The sequence below is a fragment of the Cupriavidus sp. HY129 genome (assembly GCF_059492215.1).
Window position 1 is genome coordinate 2,141,305 of record NZ_CP083254.1, and the last position, 26,964, is coordinate 2,168,268.

Consider the following 26,964-nt stretch of genomic DNA (forward strand, 5'->3'; position numbering starts at 1 on the left):
ATTGTTTTGCAAAAGCGCGATTGTAGTCCAGTCGCGGCGCCCGACACCGAAGGGGCAGGCTATGGAACTGATTTCGTGGAATATCCAGTGGGGCCGCGGGGCCGACGGCAAGGTCGATCTCGCACGCATTGTTGACACCCTGCGTGGAATGGCCGATGCCGACGTGCTCTGCCTGCAGGAAATCACGCGCGGCTTCAGCGACCTTGCCGGCCACCCCGGCCCCGATCAGGTGGCCGAACTCTCCGCCCTGTTGCCGGACTACCAGGTGATCTTCGCCCCCGGCGTCGACCGGACCCACCGTGACGGCAGCCCGCGCCAATTCGGTAACGTAATCGCCACTCGCCTGCCAGTGCGCGAGATCTTCCACCATGCCCTGCCCTGGCCCGCCGATCCCGATGTCGCATCAATGCCCCGCGTGGCACTGGAAGTCACGGTGCAGGCCGGCAGTCGACTGCTGCGCATCATCTGCACGCACCTGGAGTATTACTCGACATCGCAGCGCACGGCGCAGACCGAAGCGTTACGCGACTGGCATGTGCAGGCTTGCGACCACGCGCGCCACCCGGGTCGATCGGAAAGCCGGCCCGGCCCGTTCACACCGGAACCCCGGCCGAGCGAGGCGATCCTGTGCGGCGACTTCAACAGCCGGCCGGAAGCTGGGGCCTATCTGCGCATGGTGGAAACCTATGGCGGCGTCACGCCGGACTGGCACGACGCATGGATCCATATGCATCCCGGGCAACCGCACGCACCCACCTGCGCACTGTTCGACAAGGAGCAATGGCCGGAGCCACCCTTCGCCTGTGACTTCGTATTCGTGACAGACGATCTGCTCGGGAATGTGGGCCGGTGCGAGGTCAACGACCGCACAGATGCATCGGACCATCAACCGATCCACCTGACGATGGATCTGTAGATCAGTCGTCGTCCTCGCTCTCCGGGCTCATCGGCTGGAGTCGGAACGCCCGCAGGTATTCCATCCACTGCTCCCCGGGAAGCTCTGCCAGCGTCTCCTGGGCCAGTGCCACCTCCATATCGAACTCGCGCGGCGTCAGGCCGCCGCGCATGAGCTGAAAGCGACAGTACATCAGGTACGTGTTGACGACATCGGTCTCGCAGTAGTCGCGGATCTCGTTCAGCTTTCCCGCCTGATAGGCTTCCCAGACCTTGCTGCCGTCCATCCCCATCTTGCCGGGGAATCCGCACAGCTTCGCCAGATCGTCGAGTGGCGCGCTCGCGCGCGGCTGGTACATCGCCAGCAGGTCCATCAGGTCGAGGTGCCGCATGTGATAGCGGCTAATGTAGTTGTTCCACTTGAAGTCGCGGCTGTCGTCGTCGCGGCCCTCGCCCATTTCCCAGTAGCGCGGCGCAGAGACGCCGTGAACCAGGCCACGGTAGTGCAGCACGGGCAGATCGAAGCCGCCACCATTCCAGGACACGAGTTGCGGGCTATAGCGCGCAATCAATTCGTAGAACTTCTGGATCAGCGTTGCCTCGCCATCCTCGAGCGTGCCCAGCGAGCCGACATGAAACACCGCCGATCCGTCGCGTTGCGTCCGACGCAGCACGCACGAAATGGCGGCCACGCGCTGCAGGTAGTGCGGCAGGAAGTCGGAGCCGGTCTTCTCCCGGCGGGCGGCGAACGCATGCTCGGCGACTTCGGCGTCGCTCATCGATGCGGGATGGTCATGCAAACGGCGCAGGCCGTCGACATCGGGAATCGTCTCGATGTCGAATACCAGCACAGGAGTCATAGAACGGCGTCCTTGCGTACACCTTGCGAAGCGAAATGCCGTTTGAGCTTGACCAGTGCTTCCTGCTGGATCTGACGCACGCGCTCGCGCGTGAGACCCATTTCCTCGGCCAGCTCCTCGAGCGTGGCCGGCTCGATGTGATTGAGGCCGAAACGGCGCTCCACCACATAGCGATGCTTCTCCGACAGTCGCGCCAGCCAGAGTTTCATCAGGTTTTCCAGCTCGCGGTGGGCCACCTCCTGATCGGGTGCGGCGTTATGCTCGTCGGAAAGAAAATCGAGCAGGCTGGAGCCCGGGTCGAGATCGAACGGCGTGTCGAGCGAGGTGGTATGTTCATTGAGTGCCAGCACATCCTGCACCTCGTCCGGCGTCTTGCCGAGCAGGTGGGCGATGTCCTCGAGGCTGGCGTCGCGGCCATCGGTGCCACCTTTTTCAAGATGGCGCTTGGCGCGCAGAACCTGGTTGAGTTCGCGAATCACGTGCACAGGCAAGCGCACGGTGCGTGCCTGGTTCATGATCGCGCGCTCTATGCTCTGGCGAATCCACCAGGTGGCATACGTCGAAAAGCGGAATCCGCGAGAAGGATCGAATTTCTCGATCGCATGCATCAGGCCCAGGTTGCCTTCCTCGATCAAGTCGAGCAGCGGCACACCCCGATTCAGATAGCCCTTGGCGATGCTGACCACGAGACGCAGATTGCGCTCGATCATCACCTGACGCGCGGAAAAATCACCGCCCTTGGCCAGCGTGGAGAAATGGAGTTCCTCCGGCGCGGACAGCAGCGGCTTGATACTGATGCGATTGAGATAATGCTGGACCGTGTCGGCGGCGAGTTCCGTGTGCAACACGGTACGGAAGTCATCGGGCTCGGCAGTGGTCTCACTGCTGCCCTCTTCCTCATCCTCTTCGGATTCATCCTCGTCGCCGTCGTCGTGATCGGCGTCGTCCGCATTCAAGTCCGTGTTGCGCAGGCCGACACGCGAAACTGGCGCGATCGGCTCATCGGTGACGGGTACCAGTTCGGCGGCCGGATCGTCGCCGAACATTTCCGTGTCGATCCCGCCGTCAGGTCTTGCCACTCCAGCCTTTCCTTCCGGCTGCTTGGGACGACGGGTCCTGCTGACAACTCCGGATGAGACAGTTTTCTGGCGTGGCATGAAACCTCACTGTGGCGGCAGATACCGCATCGGATCGACCGGTTTCCCGTTTTTGCGGACCTCGAAGTGCAGCTTGACCCTGTCAGAATCACTGTTACCCATTTCGGCAATCTTCTGGCCCTTGCGGACCGTCGATTGCTCTGTGACCAGCACCTTGTCGTTGTGCCCGTAGGCCGTCAAGTACGTGTCATTGTGTTTGATGATGACAAGATTCCCGTAGCCGCGCAAGGGGCCAACGTGAATCACTCGCCCCTCATCGGCGGCCAGCACTGCATCGCCCTTTTTACCCGCAATATCAATGCCTTTGTTGCTCTTCTCGTCAAATTTGCCGATCAATTGGCCGCTGGCCGGCCAAGCCAGGCGAATATCGGACGCCGGCGCGGAAGCCGATGCCGAAGGCGTTGCTGCCGGGGCTGCCGCGGCCGATGCAGGCGCCGCCGCTACAGCGGCTGGCGTGCTGGTCGTCGCGCCGACAGGCGCGCCTACCGGACGGGACGAATCGATCGGCTGGGACTGGACGACACCCGACGCCACCGGCACGGTTGCCACGCCAGGCGCGGCGTTCACGTCCGCACCCGGCGGCACCACGCGCAACAGTTGGCCAACCTCTATCTGGTTCGCATTGGCCATATTGTTCCAGCTCGCCACATCCCGATACGACTGGCCATTTTCGAGCGCGATACGGTAAAGCGTATCGCCTCGCTTGACCCGATAGTATCCGGGCGGCGCCGGCTCGGTGGAGGCAGCCTGCTGGGCGCCGGCCGTGGAGGTGCGATCCACCACAGGGGCGGGCATGGGGGAGTTGGCGCAGGCGGCCAGAACGGCTGCGATCGCCACGACGCTCAAACGTTGTCCGACTCGCGCGAAAGAATCCGATTTCACGATGTTGTGCATAGTTCGACTCAGATGGTGCCCGATTTTAAGGGCACAAAGAAAACCGCTTCAAGCGCAGTTCTGTGAAAACGATGCCGGTTGAGGCGCTCGATCAGCAGCAACTGCTGCGTCACGGTCTGCCCGGTCGCGCCAGAACTGGGCGCGACCACCGGGGCGATCAGCCGCCCGCCGATGGCCAGTTGTTCCAGCAACGCTTGCGGAACCTCCATGCCAGCGGCGGCCAGGATGATCGACGAAAACGGCGCGGCCTGCGGCAGGCCAAGCATCCCGTCGCCGTAATGCAACCGGATGTTTGGCACGCGTAGCGGCCGCAGGTTCGCCTTGGCTTGTTCGTGCAGCGGACGAATCCGCTCTATGGAGAACACTTCCTGCGCCACCAAGCTCAGCACGGCCGCCTGATAACCGCAGCCAGTGCCGATCTCCAGCACACGCGCCAGCGCGTGATCGGATGACATCCCTTCGCGCAGCAACTCAATCATGCGCGCCACCACGGACGGCTTCGAAATGGTTTGCTGATGTCCAATCGGCAACGCAGCGTCTTCGTACGCCTGGGAAGCCAGGCCCGGCTCCATGAACAGGTGGCGCGGCACCGTGGCAATGGCGCCAAGCACCCGCTCGTCGCGAATGCCGCCGGCGCGCAGGCGGGCTGCCAATGCCGCCCGAGCCCGATCCGATGCCATCCCACCCCCGCCAGCCACCGCTGCGGACGCCCGAGCTTCCACGGCGCTGCCCGGCGGCGGCGGTGCAACCGGCGGAGCCGCCGGCTTGCGTGGCTTGACAGCCGTCGGTGCCGGCGCCGGGGACGCCGCGCGCTTGCCGACCGCAGGCATTCCGGCGGTTCGTGCTGGCGCGGGCTTGCGCTCAACCACCGCATCGAGCGGAAGTGGAAAGCGGGATCGGCGCGGCGTGGAACTCATTTGAACAGGTACGGCAATCTGACGGATACGCGCAGGCAGGCGCGGGGATTCGATGTGAACGACTGAAGGCAGCGTGGCGATGACACGCTCACCCCAACCACTGTTCGATTTTTTCGAGCTGGCCGCGATGAGTCAGATCCAGCTGCAACGGTGTCAGCGAGACGTAGCCATTGGCGGTCGCGTGAAAATCGGTGCCTTCGCTCGCGTCGCGCGCGTCGCCGGCCGGCCCGATCCAGTAATTGGTTTCCCCGCGCGGATTCACCTGCACCACCACCGGTTGTGACGGATGCCGCTTGCCGAGACGCGTGGCGCGGTGCCCGCGGATATGTTCGTACGGCAGGTTCGGGATATTGACGTTGAGCAGCAGCGGCTCGGTCGGCGGGTGAGCGATCACATGCTCGACGATCTCGCGCGCCACGCGCGCCGCGGCGTCCAGGTGCTCCCAGCCGTGATTGACCTGCGAGAACGCGATCGACGGAATCCCGAACAGATAGCCCTCGATGGCTGCGGCCACCGTGCCCGAGTACAGGACGTCCTCGCCCATGTTCTGCCCCTGGTTGATCCCGGAGACCACCAGATCGGGCATATCATCGAGCAGGCCGGTCAGCGCCACGTGCACGCAATCGGTCGGCGTGCCATTGATGAAGCGAAAACCTTTCTGCACGCCCTCCCGCGCTTCGTAGACAGACAGCGGCCGCTGCAACGTCAGCGAATTCGATGCCCCGCTATGGTTCTGTTCGGGTGCGATCACGGTCACGCGCGCCAAGGGGGCGAGCGCGGCGTGGAGGACGGCGAGTCCCGGCGCGAGGTAGCCGTCATCGTTGGCGAGGAGGATATGCATGGCCGCGATTGTACCCGAGCAAAGCGGCGCGGGAGCGTCATCGTGCGCCCGGACATGCGGCGCCCGAATGGACGTCATGCAGCGATTTTTCGAACAGAACGACCGTGCTTTTCCTGCGCTACACTTGCCCGCAGCGCATGCGTACCCCCGCGCATGCCCCATTCCAACTGGAGACACAATGAAAGCCGTACTGTGCAAAGCCTGGGGCCCGCCCGACTCCCTGACCCTGGAAACGCTGCCCGATCTGGTGCCGGGTGACGGCGAGGTCGTCATCGACGTCAAGGCAGCCGGCGTCAACTTCCCCGATGTCCTGATCATTCAGAACAAGTACCAGGCCAAGCCGGAGCTGCCGTTCTCGCCGGGTTCCGAACTGGCCGGCGTGGTCAATGCCGTTGGCGCGGGGGTCACGCACGTCAAGCCCGGCGACAAGGTCATCGCCTACCTCGGCAACGGCGCGTTCGCCAGCCAGGCCAAGGCGCCCGCCAAGGCCGTGGTGCCGATGCCTCCGGGCATCGACTTCGACGTGGCGGCGGCGTTCACGCTGACCTACGGCACATCCCACCATGCCGTGGTGGACCGTGGTGAGCTCAAGGCCGGTGAAACGATGCTGGTGCTGGGCGCGGCCGGTGGCGTGGGTCTGGCAGCCATCGAGATCGGCAAGGCCATCGGCGCGCGTGTGATCGCCGCGGCTTCCACCGATGAAAAGCTGGCAGTCTGCAAGGAACACGGCGCGGATGCGCTGATCAACTACAGCACCGAGGACCTGCGCGAGCGCGTCAAGGCGCTGACCGACGGCAAGGGCCCGGATGTCATCTATGACCCGGTGGGCGGCGTCTATGCAGAACCGGCGTTCCGCTCGATCGCCTGGCGCGGCCGCTATCTGGTGGTGGGTTTCGCCAACGGCGAGATCCCCAAGATGCCGCTGAACCTGGCGCTGCTCAAGGGCGCATCGCTGGTGGGCGTGTTCTGGGGTGAGTTCGCGCGCCGCGAGCCGAAGGCCAATCAGGCCAACATGGCCCAGATGCTCGGCTGGATGAAGGAAGGCAAGATCCGCCCGCATATCTCGGCGCGGTATCCGCTGGAGCAGGCGCCGCAGGCACTCAAGGACATGGAAGCCCGCAAGGTGACCGGGAAGATCGTCATCACACCTTGAGTCGGACTTTTGTTTGCCCCTCTCCCGCTCGCGGGAGAGGGGCGAAATCAGACCGCAGCTTCAAGCGTCAGAGCTTCTCCGTCTCCCCCGACTTCGGCTGCCATCGCATCAGCCGCTTCTCCCCCATCGTCACCATCCAGTCGAGTACCAGCGCGAACGCGGTCAGCACCACGATGCCCGCGAACACCGTGTTGATGTCGAAGGTGCCTTCAGCCTGCAGGATCAGGTAGCCAACGCCACGCGCCGACCCCAGGTATTCGCCCACCACCGCCCCGACAAACGCCAGGCCCACCGAGGTATGCAGCGAGGAAAACACCCAGCTCGTGGCGCTCGGCAGGTAGACATGGCGCAGCAGTTGCCGCTTGTTGGCGCCGAGCATGCGCGCGTTGGCCAGCACCACCGGGCTTACTTCCTTGACGCCCTGATAGACGTTGAAAAAGACGATGAAGAACACCAGCGTCACCGCCAGCGCCACCTTTGACCAGATGCCGAGACCGAACCAGACCGCGAAGATCGGCGCCAGGATCACGCGTGGCATCGAGTTGGCAGCCTTGACGTAGGGATCGAGCACCGCCGAAGTGAACGGGCTCAGCGCCAGCCACAGGCCCACGCCCAGCCCGGACACGGTACCAATGCCGAATGCCAGCACCGTTTCGAGCAGCGTGACACCCAGGTGCAGGTAGATATCACGTTCGACGATGAACCAGCTCCAGATGCGCTGCGCCACCATCAGCGGCTCACCGAAGAAGAACGCCACTTGCTGGGAACGCGTGGCCATGTGCCACACGATCAGTACCACCGCAAGAAGCAGAAGCTGCCAGACGCGCAGCATACCTTTTGAGTCGGGACGGAATGCCATGTTCGATTGTTGTCCGATCGGGGAAACTCAGGCCGCCTTGCGCTGCTGCGCGTAGCCCTTGAGCACTTCTTCGCGCAGCACGTCCCAGATGGCGGCGTGCAGCTCCACGAAGCGCGGATGGTTGCGGATCTCGGCCACATCGCGCGGCCGCGGCAGGTCGATGGAAAACTCGCCGATCGGGTGCGTGCCCGGCCCGGCGGACAGCACCACCACGCGGTCGCTCATCGCGATGGCCTCGTCGAGGTCGTGCGTGATGAACAGCACGGCCTTGCGTTTGGCCGCCCACAGGTCGAGCACCTCGTTCTCCATGAGCTGGCGCGTCTGGATGTCCAGCGCCGAGAACGGCTCGTCCATCAGGATGATGTCCGGGTCCATCACCAGCGTCTGCGCCAGGCTCACACGCTTGCGCATGCCGCCGGATAGCTGGTGCGGATAACGATCGCCAAACCCGCCCAGCCCCACGCGCCGCAGCCATTCCTCGCCCTGCTTCACCGCTTCATCGCGCGGCACTCCGCGGAACTCCAGGCCGGCGATCACGTTGTCGAGCGCGCTGCGCCACGGCATCAGCGCTTCGGTCTGGAACATGTAGCCGGCACGCGCGTTGATGCCCTTGAGCGGCTCGCCAAAGACGCGCACGGTCCCTGTCGAGGGTTCGAGCAGGCCGGCCGATACGTTCAGCAGCGTCGACTTGCCGCAGCCGGTTGGGCCCACGACAGAGACAAACTCGCCGGGCTGGATGGATAGCGTGACGTCTCGCACAGCGGTATAGCGCTGCGCGCGGTCTTCGCGCGAGACGAAGGTGCAGGTCACGTTTTCGAGTGAAAGTGCAGGCGTGCTCATGACGGCATGACTCTGGGAAGCTTTCGCCCGCCGGACGGCTGGCGCGCGGCGGGCGACTGGGAGACGGCTCCTTGAAGGAGCCGGATCGGATACTGGCTTGTCTTACTTGTACTTGGCGTTGGCCTTCTGCACGAAGTTGTTCGTGAACGTGTTCTCGAGCTTGATCGCCTTGCCCTTGAGCTCCGGATCAAACTGCTGCAGCGTGTTCAGTGCCGTGTGCGGGCCATCGGCCGGCATCATGCCGTCCGGCGAAATTGCTTCCTTGACCTTGTCCCACGCGGCCAGATACAGCGCGCGGTCACCCAGCAGGTAGCTCTCCGGCACGGTCTTGACGATGTCCGACGGGCCGGCCTTTTGCAGCCACTTCAGCGCGCGCACCATGGCGTTGGCCATTGCCTGGGTGGTGTTCGGGTTCTGCTGGATGAACGACACCGACGCGTAGAGGCAGCCCGACGGCATATTGCCGCCGAACACGGTCTGCGTTTCCTTGATCGTGCGCGTGTCCGAGGCGATCTTGACCTCGTTCTTCTGCGTCAGCATCGAGATCACCGGATCGAGGTTGGCCATGGCGTCGATCTGGCCCGAACGCATCGCGGCCACCGCGCCGGCGCTGGCGCCCACACCGATGAACGACACGTCGGACGGCTTCAGCCCGGCCTTGGCCAGCACGAAGTTAGCCATCATGTTGGTCGACGAACCCGGCGCGGTCACGCCGATCTTCTTGCCCTTCAGGTCGGCAATCGACTTGAAGTTCGGCATGGTCTTGTTCGACACCACCAGCACGATCTGCGGCGCGCGGCCCTGGAGCACGAACTCCTGGTACTGCTGGCCCTTGGCCTGCAGGTTGATCGTGTGTTCGTACGCGCCCGACACCACATCGGCGCTGCCGCCGACCACGGCCTGCAGCGCCTTGGCGCCACCGGCAAAGTCGACGATCTCGACGTCGAGCCCTTCTTCCTTGAAGTAGCCCAGGCGCTCGGCGATCGTCAGCGGCAGGTAGTAGAACAGGTTCTTGCCCCCCACGGCGATGGTGACCTTGCTCTTCTCCGGCTTGCCCTGCGCCTGCGCGCTGCCAAACGTGAACCAGCCAGCCAGGAACAGCGCCAGCGCGATCAGCACCTGTTTCCAGAACTTCTTGTTGTACATATGGCTCTCCTGCCTTTTCTATTTCTGTTCGATCGAGGGGCGCGCCGCATGGCGGCTTGCTGCGATGCTAGCGGACGCAAGCGCCATGCGCATCGGGATCAATACCTAATCCCGGCAGACGCGGCGGCGGCCATGCTACACGCCGCCCCTTTCAGGCAGCTTGCCAACCCGTCATTCCGCGTGGATATCGGCGGCCTTGATCACCTTGGTCCAGCGCTGCAACTCGGCGCGCTGGTACTGGTCGAGCTGTTGCGGATTCATGTAGCGTGCCTCCGCGCCAAGCTCCTCGGCCTTCTTGCGGAACGCCTCCGACTTCATGATCTTCTCGATCTCGGTTGTCAGCCGGTCGATCACTGGCTTGGGAGTACCCACGGGCGCGTACATCGCGAACCAGGACGAAACGTCGAGATCGGGATAGCCGGCCTCCGGCGCCGACGGCACGTCCTTCAGGCTGGGCAGCCGGGTCTTGCTCGTGACCACGAGCGGACGCAGCTTGCCGGCGGCGATATGGCCCATCAGCGGCGGCGGCGTGGTGATCGTCATGTCGACATTGCCGCCGAGCAGGTCGGTCATCGCTGGACCCGTGCCCTTATAGGGCACGTGCGTGATCTGGATACCCGCCATCTCGTTGAGCAATTCGGTCGAGACGTGCTGCAGCGACCCATTGCCCGACGATGCGTAGTTGAGCTTGTTCGGATTGGCCTTGGCGTAGGCCACCAGCTCCTTCAGCGACTTCACCGGCAGGCTGGAACGCACCACCAGCACCTGCGGCGCCGACAGCAGGTTGGCCACCGGCGCGAAGTCCTTGACCGGGTCCCACGAAGTCTTCGTCAGCAACGGCGTGATCACGTGATAGCCCGAGTACTGCACCAGCAGCGTGTAGCCATCCGGCTTGGCCCGTTGCACAGCCTGCGCGGCAATCGTGCCATTGCCGCCGGGCTTGTTGTCGACCACCACCGATTGTCCGAGCGCCTTCGACAGCGGCTCGGAAATCATGCGCGCGGCCAGATCGGTCGTGCCACCGGCGGCGGCCGACACCACAAGCATGATCGGGCGATTGGGGTACGTGCCCTCCTGCGCGTGTGCGGCCGCGGACATGGCCAGACCGGTGGCAGCCAGCAGTGTGCCGGCACCAATCAGTGTGCGTTTCATGGTTGTCTCCGTATGTTTTATTGGGGGACTCAAAAAAATCTGTCGGTTGATGCCTGCCATCAAGCCTTGGCGAAAAACGCTTCCATCCACGCTGGCGGCTGATGCGTGCGCAGGCGCGGGCCGGCGCGCAGGAGCTGGCTGGACACGTCGCGTTGCACCAGATCGGAGACGCCCGCGACCACGTCGAGCAGCGCGTCCAGATCGACGCCCGTATCCACGCCCATCGACGCGAACATGTGCACAAGATCCTCGGTGCTGACGTTGCCGCTCGCGCCGGGCGCGTACGGGCACCCACCCAGCCCACCGGCTGCGGCGTCGAACCGCGTCACGCCGGTCTGCCACGCGGCGATCGCGTTCGCCAGGCCCATGCCTCGGGTGTTGTGCAGATGAATCGTCAGGCCAGTCTTCGGCAAGGCGCGCTGGAACGTCTCGCAGAGCGCGGCCACCTGGTTGGGATAGGCCATGCCCGTGGTATCGCACAGGGTGATACCCGCCGCACCGGCATCGGCAAACGCCTTCGCCAGGCGCATGACCTCGGCCTCGCTGACGTCGCCCTCGAACGGGCAGCCGAATACGGTCGACAGCGACACGTTGACAGGCACGCCGGCCTTGCCCGCTTCAGCGATCATCGCCAGCAACTGGGCCTGCGACTGATCGCGCGTCATGCGCAGATTGGCGCGGTTGTGCGTCTCGCTGGATGACATCACCAGATTGACTTCGTCGGGGCGGCAAGACAACGCGCGCTCCAGCCCGCGCAGGTTCGGCACCAGCACGGTCAGCCCTACGCCGGCGACGCGCTCGACCTGATGCATCACGGCTTCCGCATCTGCCAGCGCGGGAATGGCGCGGGCCGACGTGAACGACGTGGCTTCGATACGCGCGAAACCGCAACGTGCCAGCGCGTTGACGAAGGCGACCTTGCCCTCGGTGGGGACGATGAACGGTTCGATCTGGAGCCCGTCGCGCGGGGCGACTTCGTTGATCTCGACCTTCGCCGGGCCTGACAGCGGATACGTAGCAGCACTCATCTTGGCACTCATGCAATCACTCCACGATTACGCAGGTCGGCAATGGCCGCTGCGTCGAAGCCGGCATCGACCAGCACGGAATCGGTATGCTCGCCCAGCGTCGGCGCGCGATCGTGGATGCCGCCCGGATTGCCCGACAGCTTCGGCATGATGCCCGGCACCTCCACCTGCAGGCCCTTCGCGGATGTCACCGTCTCGATCACGCCACGCGCCCGGTAGTGCGGGTCTTCGGCGATGTCTTTGACGGTGTAGATGCGGCCAGATGGCACGTCGGCGGTGCGCAGCACCTCCAGCGCGGAGGCCACGGTTTGTGTCTTCGTCCAGGTGGTAATCGCAGCGTCGATCTCGTCGACACGCTTCACGCGGCCATCATTGCGTGCCAGCGCCGGGTCTTCGCCCAAGTCGTTGCGCCCCATCGCGGCCATCAGACGGCGGAAGATCGCGTCGCCGTTGGCAGCGATCAGCACATACTCACCGCAGCCGCACAGGTAGGCATTCGACGGCGCGATCCCCGGCAAGGCCCCCCCGGCCGGCTGGCGCACAGCGCCGAACGCGGAGTACTCGGGCAACAGGCTTTCGCTCAGATTGAACAGCGACTCGTACAGCGCCACGTCGATGACCTGGCCTTCGCCACCGCGCGCATCGCGTTCGTACAGCGCCAGCAGCACGCCAAGCGCGCCATGCAGGCCGGCGATCGTGTCGCCCAGCGACAAGCCCGCACGCACGGGCGGGCGTCCGGGCTCGCCGGTCAGGTAGCGCAGCCCGCTCATCGCCTCGGCCACCGCCGCAAAGCCGGGCTCATCCCGCTTCGGGCCGCTTTGGCCGTAGCCCGAGACCCGCACCATGATCAGCTTCGGATTGTCGGCATGAAGCACATCCCAGCCGAGCCCCCATTTCTCCATGGTTCCCGGGCGGAAGTTCTCGATCAGGACATCGGCCTCGCTGGCCAGCTTGCGCACCAGAGCCTGGCCCTCCGGCTGGCGCAGATCGATGGCAATCGACTGCTTGTTGCGTGACTGAGCTTCCCACCAGACCGAGGTGTCTTCGTGCAACATGCGCCACTTTCGCAGCGGATCGCCCTGCCCGGGCGGCTCCACCTTGACCACGTGTGCGCCGAAATCGGCAAGTGTCTTGGCGGCAAAGGGGCCTGCAATCAGCTGGCCCAGTTCGAGAACGCGGATGCCGTCGAGAATCTGTCGCGCCATGAGTGTCTCCGAGAAACTGACCCCAATTGGGGTGGATTGGCGTAGTTTCGACGGAGTGTGCCCCAGCGGCGGGGTGATGCGGAATCGGCATTCCGGAAAGCGGGCTTTCTCGGAATGCGAAAGATCAGGGAGAACCCTATAGGGTTCGGAAGCGGGCTCGGGGGCTCAGAATGGCGCGCGGTCGCCGCAGAGATGGCTGATCAGCAGCCGCGCCGAGACAGTGAGCCCGGCCGGGTCTCGCATGCCGATCAGCAGCGAGCGGCGCGCCCAGGCATCCTGAAGTCCGACCAGCGAGAGCCCCATCGACTTGACGTGCGGCTCCGCGGCGATCCGCGGCAGCACCCCCACGCCCAGACCGGCCATGACCATGCGGCACATCGCGTCGAAGCTCCGCACCTGGATGCGCAGCCGAAACTGCCGCTCGAGCCGACTACTTTCTTCCAGCAGCCGTGCCGCCAGCGAGGTCACCTGCGGCAAGCTGACGAAGTCGTATTCGAGCGCATCGGCATAGTGGACCGGGCCGTTTTGCGCCAGTGGATGCCCCGGAGGCGTGATGATGACGAGTTCGTCCTGCCGATACTCGACCGTCACCAGTCCCGCGCACGGCGTGCGGTCGGCGAAGATGCCCACATCGGCCCGGTTTTCCATGACAGCGGCAACGATGTCGCTGCTGTTGTGCTCTTCGAGTTCGATGCGGATGGTGGGATGCTGGCGCATGAACTGCGCCAGATCATCGGGAAGAAACTGCGTGATGGCCGAGGTATTGGCACAGACGCGCACCTGCCCGCGCACACCCGAGGCGTAGTCGGACATCACCCCGGCCATGCGCTCCACGTCCTGCAGGATGGTCAGCGCGTGGTGGAAGCAAGCCTGCCCCGCCTCGGTAAGCTGCACGCCAGCGGCATGGCGGAAAAACAGCGGCGCCCCGACCGCAGTCTCCAGGTCGGAGATCCGCTTGCTGGCAGCCGCCACGGCGAGATGCGATTGCCGCGCGCCGGCCGAGATACTGCCCTGCCGTGCCACGGCCACGAACAGCCCCAGCGTGACGAGATCGAAGCGCGCCAGATTCATGGTCCGTTACAGGGTGCGACGGTCCATCACGGCGCGGGCGATGGTGCCCGCATCCACGTATTCCAGTTCGCCACCCACCGGCACGCCTCGCGCCAGACGCGAGACCTTGAGCCCGCGCGCCTTCAGCATTTCGCCGATGTAGTGCGCGGTGGCCTCGCCCTCGCTGGTGAAGTTGGTGGCGACGATCACCTCGCTGGCCGGGCCACCGAGTTCGGGGTCGGTAGCACGTGCCAGCAGGCGGTCGAGATGAATCTCCTTCGGACCGATGCCGTCGAGCGGCGAGAGCCGCCCCATCAACACGAAATACTGGCCGCGATAGGTCAGCGTCTGCTCGATCATGACCTGATCGGCCGGCGTTTCGACCACGCAGAGCAGCGTCGCGTCACGCTCTGGATCGCTGCAGGTTCCGCAGATTTCGAGTTCGGTGAAGGTATTGCAGCGCGTGCAATGGCGGATGCCATCGACGGCCCCGCGCAGCGCGTCGCCAAGCTTGCGCGCGCCTTCGCGGTCGTGCTGCAGCAGGTGATACGCCATGCGTTGGGCCGACTTCGGTCCAACGCCGGGCAGCACCTTGAGCGCCTCGATCAGCGCCTGCAGCGAGGTGGGCGGCGCCGCTCTCATGACAGAGCCGCCTGGTCTGAACGTGTCATCAGAATGGCAGCTTGAAGCCCGGAGGCAGCGGCAGACCCGACGTCATCGAACCCATCTTTTCTTGCGTGGTGGCCTCGGCCTTGCGCACGGCGTCGTTGAACGCGGCGGCTACCAGGTCTTCCAGCAGGTCCTTGTCATCGGCCAGCAGGCTCGGATCGATCGTGACGCGCTTGACGTCGTTCTTGCAGGTCATCACCACCTTCACGAGGCCGGCGCCGGACTGGCCCTCGACCTCGATCTGGGCAAGCTGTTCCTGCATCTTCTTCATGTTTTCCTGCATCTGCTGGGCTTGCTTCATCAGCCCGGCCAGTTGACCTTTCATCATGGGATCACTCCTTGAATACGTGTGGATGGGGGCGGGCGGCGCGGCCCTTGGTCAGGCGGCCGCCACTTGAAACTTGAAATTCAAGCTGCGCGCGGCTGGATCGACCCTGGCACGATCTGGCCGCCGAACTCCCGCAGCAGACCTTGTACAAACGGGTCGCGGTCGATCTCGGCCTCGGCTTCGCGCTGGCGTTCCGCACGCGCCGCGGCATCGACAGCCGCCGCGGTATGCGTCACGCCGCCGACGACGCATTGCACGCGCACGTCGACGCGGAAATGCTCGACCAGCGCGGCCTGAAGCCGCTCCGCGACGTTAGCTTCGGCAATCGCCGCAACCGGCACGCGCAGATGCAGCGTACGGCCGACCACGCGATGCAGTTCGCTTTGAAGTGCAAGCTGCTGGGCCAGCCCCTTGAGCGGCAGGGCGGCGGCGAACTCGGGCCAGTCGCCAGTGAAAACCGGCGGCGTGCCATCCTCGCCGGCGCTTGGCGCCACTTGCGGGACGGCAGGTGCCAGTTGCACTGCCGGTTCCGGTTCGGGCTTGCTGACCGGCTTGGCTGCCGATTGCGTCGGCGCCGGCTTGCGAGCAGCGCGCGGCGCGCGATCGGCGCTGTCGGATTCAAAGCCGTTGTCGAAACCACCGAAGCTCGGGTCATAGCCCGGATCGCTGTCGTACGGACCGATCACAGGCAGATCGGGCGGCATCTCTTCCCACGGCGGTACGTCACTTGCACCCGCGGCTTCCCACGGCGGGACGGACGTGGCTTCGGGTTGCGGCGCGGGCTTGGCGACCGGTGCCGGGCGCGCGGCCGCGACAGGGGCAGCAGCGGCCTTGCTCGGAGCGACAGCCGGCGTCACTGCCGGCGCAACTGCCGGAGCCGGAGCCGGAGCCGGCGCGGCAGTGGTAGCCGGCCGTGAGGCGGAAGGCGGACGCAGCGGCTGCGCAGCCGGGCGCGAACTGGCCGCGGCGGCGGCACCTGCATTTGGCGCAGCTGACATCGGACGGCCAGCACGACCAGCGGAAGCTTGACGCGCGGCGGCCAACGCCGCACGGGCTGGCGACATCGACGTATCCACGTCAGCCTGGGGCGGCGCGGGTTCGGCTGACTTCGCTGGCGCAGCGGGCGTGGAGGGTGCTGCGGATGCAGCCGGAGCAGCGGCCGTAATCGGCGCTGTCGGCGCTGTCGGCGCGACCACTGGCGCAGCCTTGACCGGCTCGGCCGCCACAGGCTCGGCAGCAGCCGATGCCATGACCCGGGGCGACGGTGCGGCGCTCGTCGTGCCAGCCGGGCGCGGGCGTGCCACCTGTTGCCCGCCACCGCCCTGTCCGCTCACCGGCGAAGCGGGAGCAATGGACGGCCGGAACGCCAGCATTCGCAGCAGCGTCATCGTGAAGCCGGCGTACTCGTCCGGCGCCAGCGCCAGTTCGCTGCGGCCAAGGTTGGCAATCTGATAGAAAAGCTGGGTTTCCTGGGCGTCGAACTGCCCAGCCAGGCGGCGTACGTCCTCGGCCTCGGGCCATTCGTCCTGCACGGAAGCCGGCACGGCCTGCGCCAGCGTGACCTTGTGCAGCAGCGAGCCAAGATCCTGCAGCGCCCCGGCAAACGACAGACTGCGGTCGGCCATGGAATCGGCGATGCCGAGCATCGTGGCGCCGTCTTCGGCAGCCAGCGCGTCGAGCAGTTGCACGAGGTAGCTCTGATCAATCGCCCCCAACATGCCGCGCACTGCCTCTTCCGACACCTGGCCAGCACTGTAGGCAATGGCCTGGTCGGTCAGCGACAGCGCATCGCGCATCGACCCATGGGCGGCCTGCGCCAGCAGGCGCAGCGCGCTACCGTCGTGGCCGATCCCTTCCTGGGCCAGGATGTGGTCGAGGTGCGAGACGATGTGACCCGGCGGCATCTGCTTCAGATTGAACTGCAGGCAGCGTGACAGCACCGTGACCGGAATCTTCTGCGGATCGGTCGTGGCCAGGATGAACTTGACGTGCTCGGGCGGCTCCTCCAGCGTCTTCAGCATGGCGTTGAAGGCGTGGTTGGTCAGCATGTGCACTTCGTCGATCATGTAGACCTTGAAGCGGCCGGCCGTCGGGGCGTAGATCGCCTTGTCGAGCAGCTGCGCCATCTCGTCGACGCCGCGGTTCGACGCCGCGTCCATCTCGATGTAGTCGACGAACCGCCCGCTGTCGATTTCCGTGCAGGCCTTGCACTGGCCGCAAGGCTGGGCGGTGATACCGCCGTTGCCGTCAGGGCCGGTGCAATTGAGGGCCTTGGCCAGGATCCGGGACAGCGTGGTCTTGCCGACGCCGCGCGTGCCGGTGAACAGGTAGGCGTGATGCAGCCGCTGCTGTTCCAGCGCGTGCGTGAGCGCGCGGACCACGTGCTCCTGGCCGACCAGCGTGGTGAAATCCCTGGGGCGCCATTTGCGCGCTAGAACTTGATAACTCATGGCGGCGATTGTAGCAAAAGGCGGACCTGGGTCAGACCTGGATTTGGAGTTGCCAGATGCTATCGCACGCCGCCGCCATCCGTGAAGCGTCGCCGGCTAGCCACACTCGCCCACATAACCGCAATTGGCGCACTTGGCGCAGCCGTCCACCTTGTGCAGGGCGTGCGCGCCACACTCGGGACACGGCTTGCCGGTGCCGATCCCGGCAGCCAGCTTGGCGGCGGGCGCCGCTTCGGCCGGCGAAGCCAGCGCCACAGCCGCCTCGCCGCCTTCGCGCCGGGCCAGACGGGCAGCCAGCGCCACCACCGGCACCTGGCTGCCCTCCTCGTCCAGGAAACCACGCTTGATCAGGATGCGTTGAATCGCGTAACTCAGCGCCGCCACCTCCGAATCATGGAAGCGCGGCACCTCGGTGCCGTCCTGGCGGACCAGGGAACCGTAGCGGACCGTGCCCTTGTCCCAGACCACATTCCGCATATCGGCCAGCGCCTTGGCGATCGGGCCGCCCGAGCGGGCCACCATCGACAATAGCCTCATCGTCGACGTGATCCACTGCTGGCCCTCGGAGCGCTGCCCCGCTGGCATGAAAAACTCGATTGGCCGCTCGATCGTCACCGACTGACCGCCGACCGTGCCGGACACCTGCATGAAGTTGACGGTCAGGTAGACCGTCTTGTGGCCCTCATAGGTCAAATACTCGACCTTCGACGTCACGCCTTCCAGATCGCCGAGTGGCCGGCTACCGAACGGCCGCGTCAGCGGATCGTCCTCGCTCGGCGTGGCGGGCGCCGGCGCCGTGGTGGCCGTGGCGGCCGTGGCGGCCGGGGTGACCGACAGCACCGCGCCAAGCACCTGGTTCGGCCGATACGTGGCGAGCCCCTTGAGCCCGGCCTTCCACGCTTCGAGGTAGAGATTGCGGAAGGCTTCGTACGGATAGTCCTCCGGCACGTTCACGGTCTTGCTGATGCTCGTGTCGATATAGGGCTGAACCGCCTCCAGCATCCGCATATGGTCGATGGCAGACATCTGGAGCGCCGTGACGAAGCTCTCCGGCAACTGCTCGACGTCGCCGCCCATATGGCGATAGAGCCGCCATGCATGGTCGGCCACCTCGAACGTGCGATAGCTGTCGTCGGGCATCCGCTTGCGCCGGTTGTAGGTCCACGAGAAAGCCGGCTCGATGCCATTCGACGCGTTATCGGCAAAGGCCAGCGTGATCGTGCCAGTTGGCGCGATCGAAAGCAGGTGCGAGTTGCGCAGGCCGTGTTCGCGGATGGCATCGCGGATGGGCTCGGGCAGGCGGCTCACGAAGCCGCCACTCAGATAGGCGTCGGCATCGAATAACGGGAAGCGGCCCTTCTCCTCGGCAAGTTCGACCGATGCCAGATAGGCGTGATCGCGCATGGTCTCGGAGATCCGACCGGCGAGCGCGCGCGCCGCATCGGTGTCATAGCGATGACCCAGCATCACCAGTGCGCTGCCAAGCCCCAGAAACCCCAGGCCGATACGACGCTTGGCCTGCGCCTCGGCCTGCTGCTCGGGCAACGGCCAGTAGGTGATGTCGAGCACGTTGTCGAGCATCCGCGTCGACACGCGCACGACCTCGGCAAACGCCTCGAAATCGAAGCTGGCCTGATCGGTAAACGGGCGGCGTACGAAGCGCGTCAGGTTGATCGAGCCCAGGCAGCAGCAGCCATACGACGGCAACGGCTGCTCGGCGCACGGGTTGGTGGCCTCGATCGTCTCGCAGTAGTAGAGATTGTTGTCAGCGTTGATGCGCGACAGGAACAGGATGCCAGGCTCCGCGTGGTCATAGGTGGCCTGCATGACCTGATCCCACAGCCGACGGGCCGGCACACGCCGATACACCCACTGACCGTCGTCGCGGCGATAGGCACCCGCCGCGATATCGTCCGCACCAGGCTCGGCCTCGTGGATCAGTTCGATTTCCCCATCGGCCGCCACCGCCTGCATGAACTCGTCGGTGACGCCAATCGAGATATTGAAGTTGGTCAGGTCACCGCGATCCTTGGCGTGGATAAAGCTCTCGATATCGGGGTGGTCGCAGCGCAGCACGCCCATCTGCGCACCGCGCCGTGCGCCGGCCGACTCCACGGTGGCACACGATGCATCGAACACCTTCATGAACGACACCGGCCCCGATGCGCGCGAGTGCGTGGCACGCACCAGCGCGCCACCCGGCCGGATCGAGGAGAAGTCATAGCCAACACCACCGCCGCGCCGCATCGTCTCGGCGGCCTGGGCCACGGCGGTATAGATGCTCGGCTTGCCGCCACGCACCTGGGACACCGAGTCGCCCACGGGCTGGACGAAGCAGTTGATCAGCGTAGCTTGAATGCCTGTGCCAGCCGCCGAGTTGATACGCCCGGCCGGCACGAAGCCGCCTTCCAGCGCCCAAAGAAAGCGCGAGGCCCAGGCCTCGCGTTTGTCGGCGGGTTCCACCTCCGCGAGCGCGCGCGCCACACGGCGGCGCACATCGTCAATGGTCTGTTCCTCGCCCTTGGCGTATTTTTCCTGGAGTACTTCGATGGAGATGTCTTGCGGCGCAAGCGCGCCGCGGAGGATCTGGTCGTTTGCGTTCATGTCCCCAGCCTGTCAGATGAGAGCTTTCTGGCCCGAATTTGCCGTCCGCCATGCTGCCAGCACGGCAGGGCGCCAACCCCGCTTCAGATCAAACAACGCGCCAAAGCCCCTGCCAAGAATACAAAATTGGAAACCCTCTCAAGGTTGCGTTACAATGCCGGTCGGACGGGCCTCCTCGCATGGCGGCGCGGTCAACCTGGTCAGGTCGGGAACGAAGCAGCCACAGCCGTTTTCCACCAGTGCCGAGGGTCAGGCTCGTCCCCCTAATTCCCCTTTCTGCTTTTATCTCCCGGCATTTCCCTGATTAATCTCTGGCGCCCGCCCGTTTCCGTGCGCCAGAAACGTCCTATTGTGCGCCTGTTTTGCGAATCGGGCACGGGCCGAGTGCGCTCAGAACAATGACCCCTGCTGTGTCGTGGCGATAGGCTTCGCCTGTGACGCCGAGGCACGTAGAAGCTCTACATCGATCCACTCTCCGGCCGCTGTAGCCACGCCGGCTTCGATCCGCTTGCCCGGAAACATCGGCGCCACCGCCGCGGCATAGCGCAAGAGCTGCGCGCGATAGCCCGCATGTTCCTGCGGCAACAGCCTGAGCTTGTAGTCGATGATGACGACCCGCTCGTCGAACTCCACCAGCCGGTCGATCCGCAGCAACCGGCCGCGGCCATCATAAAGCTCCACCTCGTTACGTGCCGACACGGCGTCCACCGGGAACATCAGTTCGCGCAGCGCCGGGGCCTCCAGCATTGCGCGCAAGTCCGCGACGGCCGCCTCGGCCTGCTGCCGCCAGCGCTCGCGCGCGTTCGGCGCACCCGCGCCAGTCAGCGGGAACCAGCGCAAAACCGTTTCCACGTCGGGCAAGCTGCCATGCGCATCGGGATAGCGCGAGACACGCTCGAGCAGCGCGTGCACCAGTTCGCCATGTGCCGCGGCGTCGGCATCGAACACGATGCCCTCGGCCTCGTCGTCCGCATCGTCGATCGGCAAACGGTCGTCAGCCGCATCGCGATAGCGCAGCCGGAAATCGGTATAGCGGATGCGCTCGCTGGCGGCGGTCAGGGTATCGACTGCCGCGACGTCGGTCTCTGGATAAGCCGTGATCTCGTCACCGACACCCGCCGCAGCCAGACGCACGTACCAGCTTCCGGCGATCTCCGCCCCTGGCGCGTCTTCCTTCTCCGCCTTGCTCGCGCGCCCCTTGACTCCGCTGACCAGCAGGCCTTGCTGGGCGCGTGTCATCGCCACATAGAGCAGATTCCAGTTTTCGCGATCGGCAAGCGCCGCTTCGGCGTCGAACAGCGACGCGCGAGCCATGCCGCGCTCGTCGCGCTTGCCGTAGGCGGAAAAATGCCGTGGCACCGCCGATGTCGGCGGCCAGTCAACCAGAATGCCACCACGATCGGCCGCCGGATCGCTGTGATTCGCATCGAGCAGGATCACGAATGGCGCCTCAAGGCCCTTTGCCGCGTGCACCGTCAGAATGTGAACGGCGTCGAGCTGATTGTCTCCGGCGTCGTCGGGCTCCGCCTCGGTATCCTCGACGCCTTCACCCATGCCGCCCTCGTCGGGGCTTTCATCCTCGTCACCACGCCGAATTTCCTGCAGTTCATCGATGAACTTGGGCAGGCTCGGATAGCGCCCGCCATCAAGGTCGAGCGACAGCTTCAGGAAGGCATCGAGATTGGCCAGCACCTGCTCGCGAATGGCCGCAGGCGCGGCCTCGGCATAACGGCGACGCACCTCGCCCTGGTGATAGATCTGGTCGACCAGGTCATGCACGGGCTTGTGCGGCGCAAGCGCCAGCCAGCCGCGCAGGCGCGCGACACCCGTTCGCAGCGAATCGGAAACGCGCTCAGGCAGTCCCAGCGCCTCGATGCGCGCCCACCATCCGCCCTCGCCCTCCATCATGGCCAGCAGCACCAGATCGTCGTCAGTCGCGCCCACGAGCGGGCTCTTGAGAACATGCGCGAGGTCGAGGTCCGATTCCGGCGTCATCAGGAACGCCAGGAGCGCCGAGAGGTCGAGTGCTTCCAGCGTTGTCAGCAAGCCGCCACGGCGCGGGCTCAGGCAGGGGATGCCGGCCTCGCGCATCGCACGTTCGTAATCGGCCAGAAAAGTCTTGCGTCGCACCAGCAGATGCATGTCGCGCCAGCCCGCCGGGCGAGTGCCATCGCCTTCCCTCACGGGCACCTGGTCACGCAGATAGTGCAGCCAGGCTGCCACGCGGCGACCTTCCTCGTAGCGCAGGGAGTCGCCTTTCTGCGTGCGCGGCTGGGTCAGCGTATCGCGATGGCCATCGCCCTCGGATGCTTCGTCATCCTCTGTTTCCTCCGGCTCGACGAGCGGCAGCAGCCAGACCGGTCCGGCCGGACCCCCGAGCGCCGTGGTTTGCGTTTCGTAGAGCGGATAGCGCCCTTCCGCGCGTGCGTGATCGAACACGGCGTTGACCCAGTCGAGCACCTCGGGGCGATTGCGGCGCGTGCGGTTGGTACGCAGCACGGTGGCGCCGAATCCGTCCTGAAGCATGACCCGGGCGGCATCGAACAGGCGCGCGTCCGCGCGACGGAAACGGTAAATCGACTGCTTGGGATCGCCAACCAGAAACACGGTGGGCTTCTCTCCCAGCCCCTGATAACCGGCCAGCCAGCCCTGCAGGATGCGCCATTGGAGCGGGTTCGTGTCCTGGAACTCGTCAAGCAGAAGGTGACGATATCGCGCGTCGAGACGCACCTGCAGGTACGTGGCGGTCTCCTCGTCAGCCATCAGCTTCGCCGCCAGCCATTCGAGGTCCGCGAAGTCCATCGCACGCTGGTCGCCCTTGTAGCGCTGATAACGATCGAGCAGTGCATCGCCCAGACGGTACAGCGCCAGGTTGATCGCGAGCACCATGGCCTCGCAGCGGCGCGCCGCGATCTCGTCCAGTCGTGCGCAGTGCTCTGCGTGCTGCGCAAGCAATTCGTCGACGGCACCTTCACTACCGCACGCCTTGGCCAATGCCGTGGTACGACGCAGCGAGCGCGCCTTACCCGCATCGGTGAAAAACGCGGCACGCAGCAACTGGAATGCGTTGGCGGCGGCCTCGCCCGGCGCGGCGCCTGCGTCGCGCCATGCGCGGATCGCGCGCAGTCCGTCGATGATCTTCGATGCGTGCCCCTGCTCTGTCTTGCCGCCACGACCGAGCAGCAGTGCCATCTGCGCGCATTCCTCTAGCCAGTCGTCGTCGCAGAGCGCGTCTACCAGAATGTCGGAGGTGGCATCATCCCCAAGATCCTGCGCCAGCTTCGTGGCGGGATCGCCCGACTCCTTGAACGCAAACCACTCGTTGCGTGCGTGGAACATCCGGTCGAGCAGGCCCCGCGCCTGGAAGTCGCCGATCGCATCAACCAGCGCTTCGTAGGCTTCGCGCAGATCCGCGTATTGCGGCTGCGCCAGCGCGCGCCAGAACGGCGCCCAGGCCTCGCGCTTCATGCGCAAGGCATCCTCACGCAGCGACGCGCCGGGCACGATGCCCGAAGACAGCGGCGCCCCCCGCAACAACGTGCCGAACCAGCCGTGGAACGTGTCGATCGCCATGCGGCCCGGTGACGCCAGCACTTGTGCATGTAACGTCCGCGCGCGGGGCAATGCCGCGCGCGCGGCGTCTGGAGACAGCCCGCGCATTTCCAGCTGCGTCAGCACCGCCTCGTCGGTGCCGCCGGCAAGCTGCGACAGCACTTCGAGCAGGCGTTCGCGCATTTCCTCGGCGGCCTTGCGCGTAAAGGTGATAGCCAGGATTTCGTGCGGCGCGGCGCCGGCCAGCAGCAGACGGACCAGACGCGCCACCAGCAGCCACGTCTTGCCGCTGCCCGCGCAGGCCTCCACCACCACGGAGCGGCCAGGATCGCAGGCGGCGCGCGTGAAATCGGCCTCGCCCACGGATTGGCCGTCGCGCAAATAGGCGTGAACTTCGGTCATGACTGCAGATCCGGCAACGCGGTGGACTCCCAGAAACCCTTGCGGCACAGGCCGCGGGCATCGCAATAAGTACAGGCGGCGGCATCGCCGATCGCGGGCAGCTTCGCGCCTTGCCGCAAACGCACGACGTCGTGCCGCAACTGGCGTTCGAGCCAGGTCACCGCTGCCTGAAATTCCGGCAGATCGACTTCCCGCTGGGCACCGGGCGAACTGTCGCGGCCGCCCTGCTTCACACCTTCCAGCGCCACCCAACTTCCCGCCACGGCATCGGCCCGAAGCAGACCGTAGAACGCCAACTGGCAGTCTTCCTCGGCATCACCGGCCTTGCGCCGCAGGCGGCTGGCTGGCTGGGTCTTGTAATCGAGCACCGCATGAGCGCCATCCGGTCCCTTGTCGAGCCGGTCGATCCGGCCGGCCAGCCGCAGCGGCACGCCATCGGGCATCGCCACATCCACGCCGGCATCGAATTCGCCACCGCGCCAGTGCCAGCCGGCTTCCTCACGCGCCGCCTGCCATGCCACGTACGACGGCAGGACTTCCATCCAGCGGCGGTAGTAGCTGATGGCATTGCCGTCCTCGGCAATCTGCTTGCCGAACGTGGTATCCGAGATTTCCCGCAGACGCGCCAGACGCCGGTCGTTGTCACGCTCGCCAGAGGCATGGATCTCCTCGTGGTACTGCAGCAGCACGCGATGCAGCAGGTTGCCGATATCGCGCTTCTCGAGGTCGTCGCTGAGCGTGTCGAGCCCGGAAAGGCCCAACATCCGGCTGGCGAAGAATTGATAGGGGCAACGGCGCAACGTGTTGTACGCCTGCGCGCTCCAGCGCTCTGGCACGCGCTCGGGTGCCACCGGCGCAGGCATTCCGGCGGGCTGCGCGAAGGTATCGTGCAGAACGGGCGTGGCGCTGGCTTCGATCGGCGGGCCCGCGCGCGCGCAACATGCGGACAACCGCTCGATCCAGCCGGAGACATGATGCGGCTCGCCCCGGCTGCCGAAGCGTTGCCACGTCAGCACGACGTCGCTGTTGTTGAGCAGCACTTCGGCCAGATCCCGGGCCTGCTGGGCAAAGCGGGCCTCGCGGTCTTCGAGCCCAAGCTCGCGTCGCATCTGGTTCGAGAAGAACATCAGCTCGGCCGCGCTGGACGGCAATTGCGCGTCATCGCAGCCGACTACCACCACGCCGTCGAACCGTCGCATCCGGGCGCCGTTGAGCGGGAGGATCGTGATGCGCGACTGGCTCTGCGCCGAGGGCTCCTTGTAAGCCACCGATTCGAGCAATGCCGACAGCATCGCGCGAAACTCCTGCTGGTTCAGCGTGGCGTGGCTGCCAGTCTCGTCGTCGGGCAAGTCGCCCAGCTTCGCCAGCGCATCGAGCAGTTGCCGCCCGGCATCGTCGGCAGCCAGCGCAGCACGCATATCGAGCGTGTCAAGCATGGCGTCGAGGCGGCCCAGCCAGACATGGAGCGGCTGTTGCGCAAGGCCCCGCGGCCACTGCGCGGCCTCGTCGGCCAGCGTGGCGACGAGCGTGCGAGCCGCAGCGCGGATCTGCAGTTCGGCATCGCTGGCCTCCATCGTCTCCGCGTCGACCAGCGCACCTGCCGCTCGCTCGCGCTCTGCAAACAGATGCGCCAGTCTGGTCCAGCCTCCGGTAACGACAGCGCGACGGATGCGGCGTTCCATCAGCGCGATTGCCGCGCCGCGATGCTCGAATGCAGGCAGGCAAAACGGGCTCTTGAGCAGATCGAGCAGCGCCGCGCTATCGCCATCTCGCGCTAGCACGTCAAACCAGCGCATCAGCGCGGCGGCTGCGCGCGTGGTCGACAACTTCCAGCCGGTTTCATCGCGGACAGGCGCGCCGGCACGCGCCAGCAACGCGCGGGCGCGGCGGGCCACGACTCGGTCGTGGGCCACGAGCGCCACATGCCTGCGGCCTTCGTTGAGCCATTGCACGAGTTGGTCCGCTGCTGCGGCGGCTTCATCCTCGAAGCGCGCGCTGCCGATAACGCGGACGCGCGGACGTTCGGCCGGCAATTCGGCCGGCAACGCAACGGGCAAGGCCAGCGGTGCCGCGGACGGTTCGCTGTCGGCACTACTGTCCCCGTCGCGCCGGGCCTCGGGCCACAGCGCAAGCAGCGTCCGATACCAGTCGGGCTCGCCCCCCGCTTCCGATGCGCCGGTCCAGTCGTAGCCGACTTCGAGCGTCGGCACGAGTTCGCCGGCCTGCGCGAGGAATCTGGCTTCAACCGGTTCCGGCGGTGTCGGGCCAATCCAGACCACCGGCGCTGCAACCTGCTGCGCCAGGCGCTGTAGCGCCCGGCGCCGTGCCGGAAGCGGATCGTCCGGCCCCGACAGCATTTGCCAGAAGGCCAGCACGATCTGCGCCTCCTGTCCGAGGAAGCGTTCGGACAGGTGCGCATAAGTACGTTGCAGCGCGCCTTGCAGGAGCGCCGCCCGCTCATCGCTATCGTCGCTACCGTCGCTACCGTCGCCCTCGAGATCATCGTCTCCGCGGATCGCCGCGTCCTCCAGCCAGCGCGCGCTCAGTTCGTCGCTGATCGATAGCAGCGTCTGCGCCAGTCCCCATGCCGCCCCCTCTGTCTGGGCGCCAAAGGCAATCCGCAGCCAATCCTGCGAGCGAATCGCCTGTTGCACTGCCAGCAGCCGCGCGGCATGGCCACGCGTGGGGGTCGGGTCGGTAGCAAGGTCGGGGGGAAGGTCCAGCAGCCAGTGCCCGAGCGTCAGCACGCGCGGTAGCAAACGGGGCTGCCCAGCGGCACGCGCAGCGGCATCCAGCGCCTGGCGCACGCCAGGAATCTGCGCAGCCGTCGGCACGACGATGTGCGCGCCAGCGGCTACCGGGCCGCAGTGATCCAGGAAATACCACGTCGCCGTTGCAGCCTGATCGAGAAAGGACGGCCCGGGAGGAAACGAGAGTCGGGTCATGGATAACGGGGACGGAGT

20 protein-coding genes and 1 other RNA gene are annotated in these 26,964 nt (G+C 65.7%); 3 read left to right on the forward strand and 18 right to left on the reverse strand.

The annotated features are described in order from the left end of the window. Nucleotides 1–61: 61 nt before the first annotated feature. The gene (locus tag K6G35_RS09670) at nt 62–916 is read left to right on the forward strand and encodes an endonuclease/exonuclease/phosphatase family protein (protein ID WP_008643746.1); all 855 of its coding nucleotides are present in this window, start codon (nt 62–64) and stop codon (nt 914–916) included. 1 nt (nt 917) lies between these two features. On the opposite strand, the gene K6G35_RS09675 is transcribed toward K6G35_RS09670, so the two are convergent. From K6G35_RS09675 to surE, 5 genes are all read right to left on the reverse strand, one after another. Then, nucleotides 918–1,754 carry a 3'-5' exonuclease gene (locus tag K6G35_RS09675; protein WP_008643743.1) on the reverse strand — a complete coding sequence of 279 codons (837 nt, stop codon included), beginning with the start codon at nt 1,752–1,754 and terminating at the stop codon, nt 918–920. Beyond that, nucleotides 1,751–2,911, reverse strand: a complete 1,161-nt coding sequence (gene rpoS, locus K6G35_RS09680) for an RNA polymerase sigma factor RpoS (RefSeq protein WP_035882326.1) — start codon at nt 2,909–2,911, stop codon at nt 1,751–1,753. The genes K6G35_RS09675 and rpoS overlap by 4 nt, the downstream gene beginning before the upstream one ends. 6 nt (nt 2,912–2,917) lie before the next feature. Continuing rightward, complete coding sequence (locus K6G35_RS09685) at nt 2,918–3,805, reverse strand: peptidoglycan DD-metalloendopeptidase family protein (protein WP_035882325.1); 888 nt, start codon at nt 3,803–3,805, stop codon at nt 2,918–2,920. Between the two features lie 8 nt (nt 3,806–3,813). Further along, nucleotides 3,814–4,722 (reverse strand): protein-L-isoaspartate(D-aspartate) O-methyltransferase, encoded by a 909-nt coding sequence (locus K6G35_RS09690; protein WP_286882178.1) that lies wholly within the window; start codon nt 4,720–4,722, stop codon nt 3,814–3,816. 88 nt (nt 4,723–4,810) lie between these two features. Then, nucleotides 4,811–5,563 (reverse strand): 5'/3'-nucleotidase SurE, encoded by a 753-nt coding sequence (gene surE, locus K6G35_RS09695; protein WP_008647507.1) that lies wholly within the window; start codon nt 5,561–5,563, stop codon nt 4,811–4,813. A gap of 178 nt (nt 5,564–5,741) precedes the next feature. On the opposite strand from surE, the gene K6G35_RS09700 reads away from it, so the two are divergent. Then, entirely contained in the window at nt 5,742–6,716 is a 975-nt protein-coding gene (locus K6G35_RS09700; protein WP_008647506.1) for an NADPH:quinone oxidoreductase family protein, read from the forward strand. 67 nt (nt 6,717–6,783) lie between these two features. On the opposite strand, the gene K6G35_RS09705 is transcribed toward K6G35_RS09700, so the two are convergent. From K6G35_RS09705 to K6G35_RS09755, 11 genes are all read right to left on the reverse strand, one after another. After that, a complete protein-coding gene (locus tag K6G35_RS09705; RefSeq protein ID WP_186425000.1) occupies nt 6,784–7,575 on the reverse strand; it encodes an ABC transporter permease in 792 nt (263 codons plus the stop codon). 27 nt (nt 7,576–7,602) lie between these two features. Next, nucleotides 7,603–8,415 carry an ABC transporter ATP-binding protein gene (locus K6G35_RS09710; RefSeq protein WP_286882181.1) on the reverse strand — a complete coding sequence of 271 codons (813 nt, stop codon included), beginning with the start codon at nt 8,413–8,415 and terminating at the stop codon, nt 7,603–7,605. 102 nt (nt 8,416–8,517) lie between these two features. Beyond that, nucleotides 8,518–9,561 (reverse strand): ABC transporter substrate-binding protein, encoded by a 1,044-nt coding sequence (locus K6G35_RS09715; protein WP_029307553.1) that lies wholly within the window; start codon nt 9,559–9,561, stop codon nt 8,518–8,520. 171 nt (nt 9,562–9,732) lie between these two features. Then, nucleotides 9,733–10,713 (reverse strand): Bug family tripartite tricarboxylate transporter substrate binding protein, encoded by a 981-nt coding sequence (locus tag K6G35_RS09720; RefSeq protein WP_008647488.1) that lies wholly within the window; start codon nt 10,711–10,713, stop codon nt 9,733–9,735. A 59-nt stretch (nt 10,714–10,772) separates the two neighbouring features. Further along, complete coding sequence (locus tag K6G35_RS09725; RefSeq protein WP_035882360.1) at nt 10,773–11,741, reverse strand: hydroxymethylglutaryl-CoA lyase; 969 nt, start codon at nt 11,739–11,741, stop codon at nt 10,773–10,775. Between the two features lie 8 nt (nt 11,742–11,749). Beyond that, on the reverse strand, nt 11,750–12,946 hold the full coding sequence (locus tag K6G35_RS09730; protein WP_035882319.1) for a CaiB/BaiF CoA transferase family protein: 1,197 nt from the start codon (nt 12,944–12,946) through the stop codon (nt 11,750–11,752). Nucleotides 12,947–13,111: 165 nt separating this feature from the next. Continuing rightward, a complete protein-coding gene (locus K6G35_RS09735; RefSeq protein ID WP_008647482.1) occupies nt 13,112–14,017 on the reverse strand; it encodes a LysR family transcriptional regulator in 906 nt (301 codons plus the stop codon). 6 nt (nt 14,018–14,023) lie between these two features. Next, nucleotides 14,024–14,638 carry a recombination mediator RecR gene (gene recR, locus K6G35_RS09740; RefSeq protein WP_008647479.1) on the reverse strand — a complete coding sequence of 205 codons (615 nt, stop codon included), beginning with the start codon at nt 14,636–14,638 and terminating at the stop codon, nt 14,024–14,026. A 28-nt stretch (nt 14,639–14,666) separates the two neighbouring features. Continuing rightward, nucleotides 14,667–14,993 (reverse strand): YbaB/EbfC family nucleoid-associated protein, encoded by a 327-nt coding sequence (locus K6G35_RS09745; RefSeq protein WP_008647477.1) that lies wholly within the window; start codon nt 14,991–14,993, stop codon nt 14,667–14,669. 80 nt (nt 14,994–15,073) lie between these two features. Then, nucleotides 15,074–17,443 carry a DNA polymerase III subunit gamma/tau gene (locus tag K6G35_RS09750; RefSeq protein ID WP_495675614.1) on the reverse strand — a complete coding sequence of 790 codons (2,370 nt, stop codon included), beginning with the start codon at nt 17,441–17,443 and terminating at the stop codon, nt 15,074–15,076. Nucleotides 17,444–17,539: 96 nt separating this feature from the next. Next, nucleotides 17,540–20,047: an adenosylcobalamin-dependent ribonucleoside-diphosphate reductase gene (locus tag K6G35_RS09755; protein WP_286882186.1), complete on the reverse strand. Its 2,508-nt coding sequence runs from the start codon at nt 20,045–20,047 to the stop codon at nt 17,540–17,542. 164 nt (nt 20,048–20,211) lie between these two features. Between K6G35_RS09755 and ffs the strand changes: the two genes are divergently transcribed. Continuing rightward, nucleotides 20,212–20,310: signal recognition particle sRNA small type (gene ffs, locus K6G35_RS09760), an RNA gene on the forward strand. A gap of 127 nt (nt 20,311–20,437) precedes the next feature. On the opposite strand, the gene K6G35_RS09765 is transcribed toward ffs, so the two are convergent. Both K6G35_RS09765 and K6G35_RS09770 read right to left on the reverse strand, forming a co-directional pair. Continuing rightward, on the reverse strand, nt 20,438–24,001 hold the full coding sequence (locus K6G35_RS09765) for a UvrD-helicase domain-containing protein (protein WP_495675615.1): 3,564 nt from the start codon (nt 23,999–24,001) through the stop codon (nt 20,438–20,440). After that, nucleotides 23,998–26,946, reverse strand: a complete 2,949-nt coding sequence (locus K6G35_RS09770) for a PD-(D/E)XK nuclease family protein (RefSeq protein ID WP_495675616.1) — start codon at nt 26,944–26,946, stop codon at nt 23,998–24,000. The genes K6G35_RS09765 and K6G35_RS09770 overlap by 4 nt, the downstream gene beginning before the upstream one ends. Nucleotides 26,947–26,964: the final 18 nt, after the last annotated feature.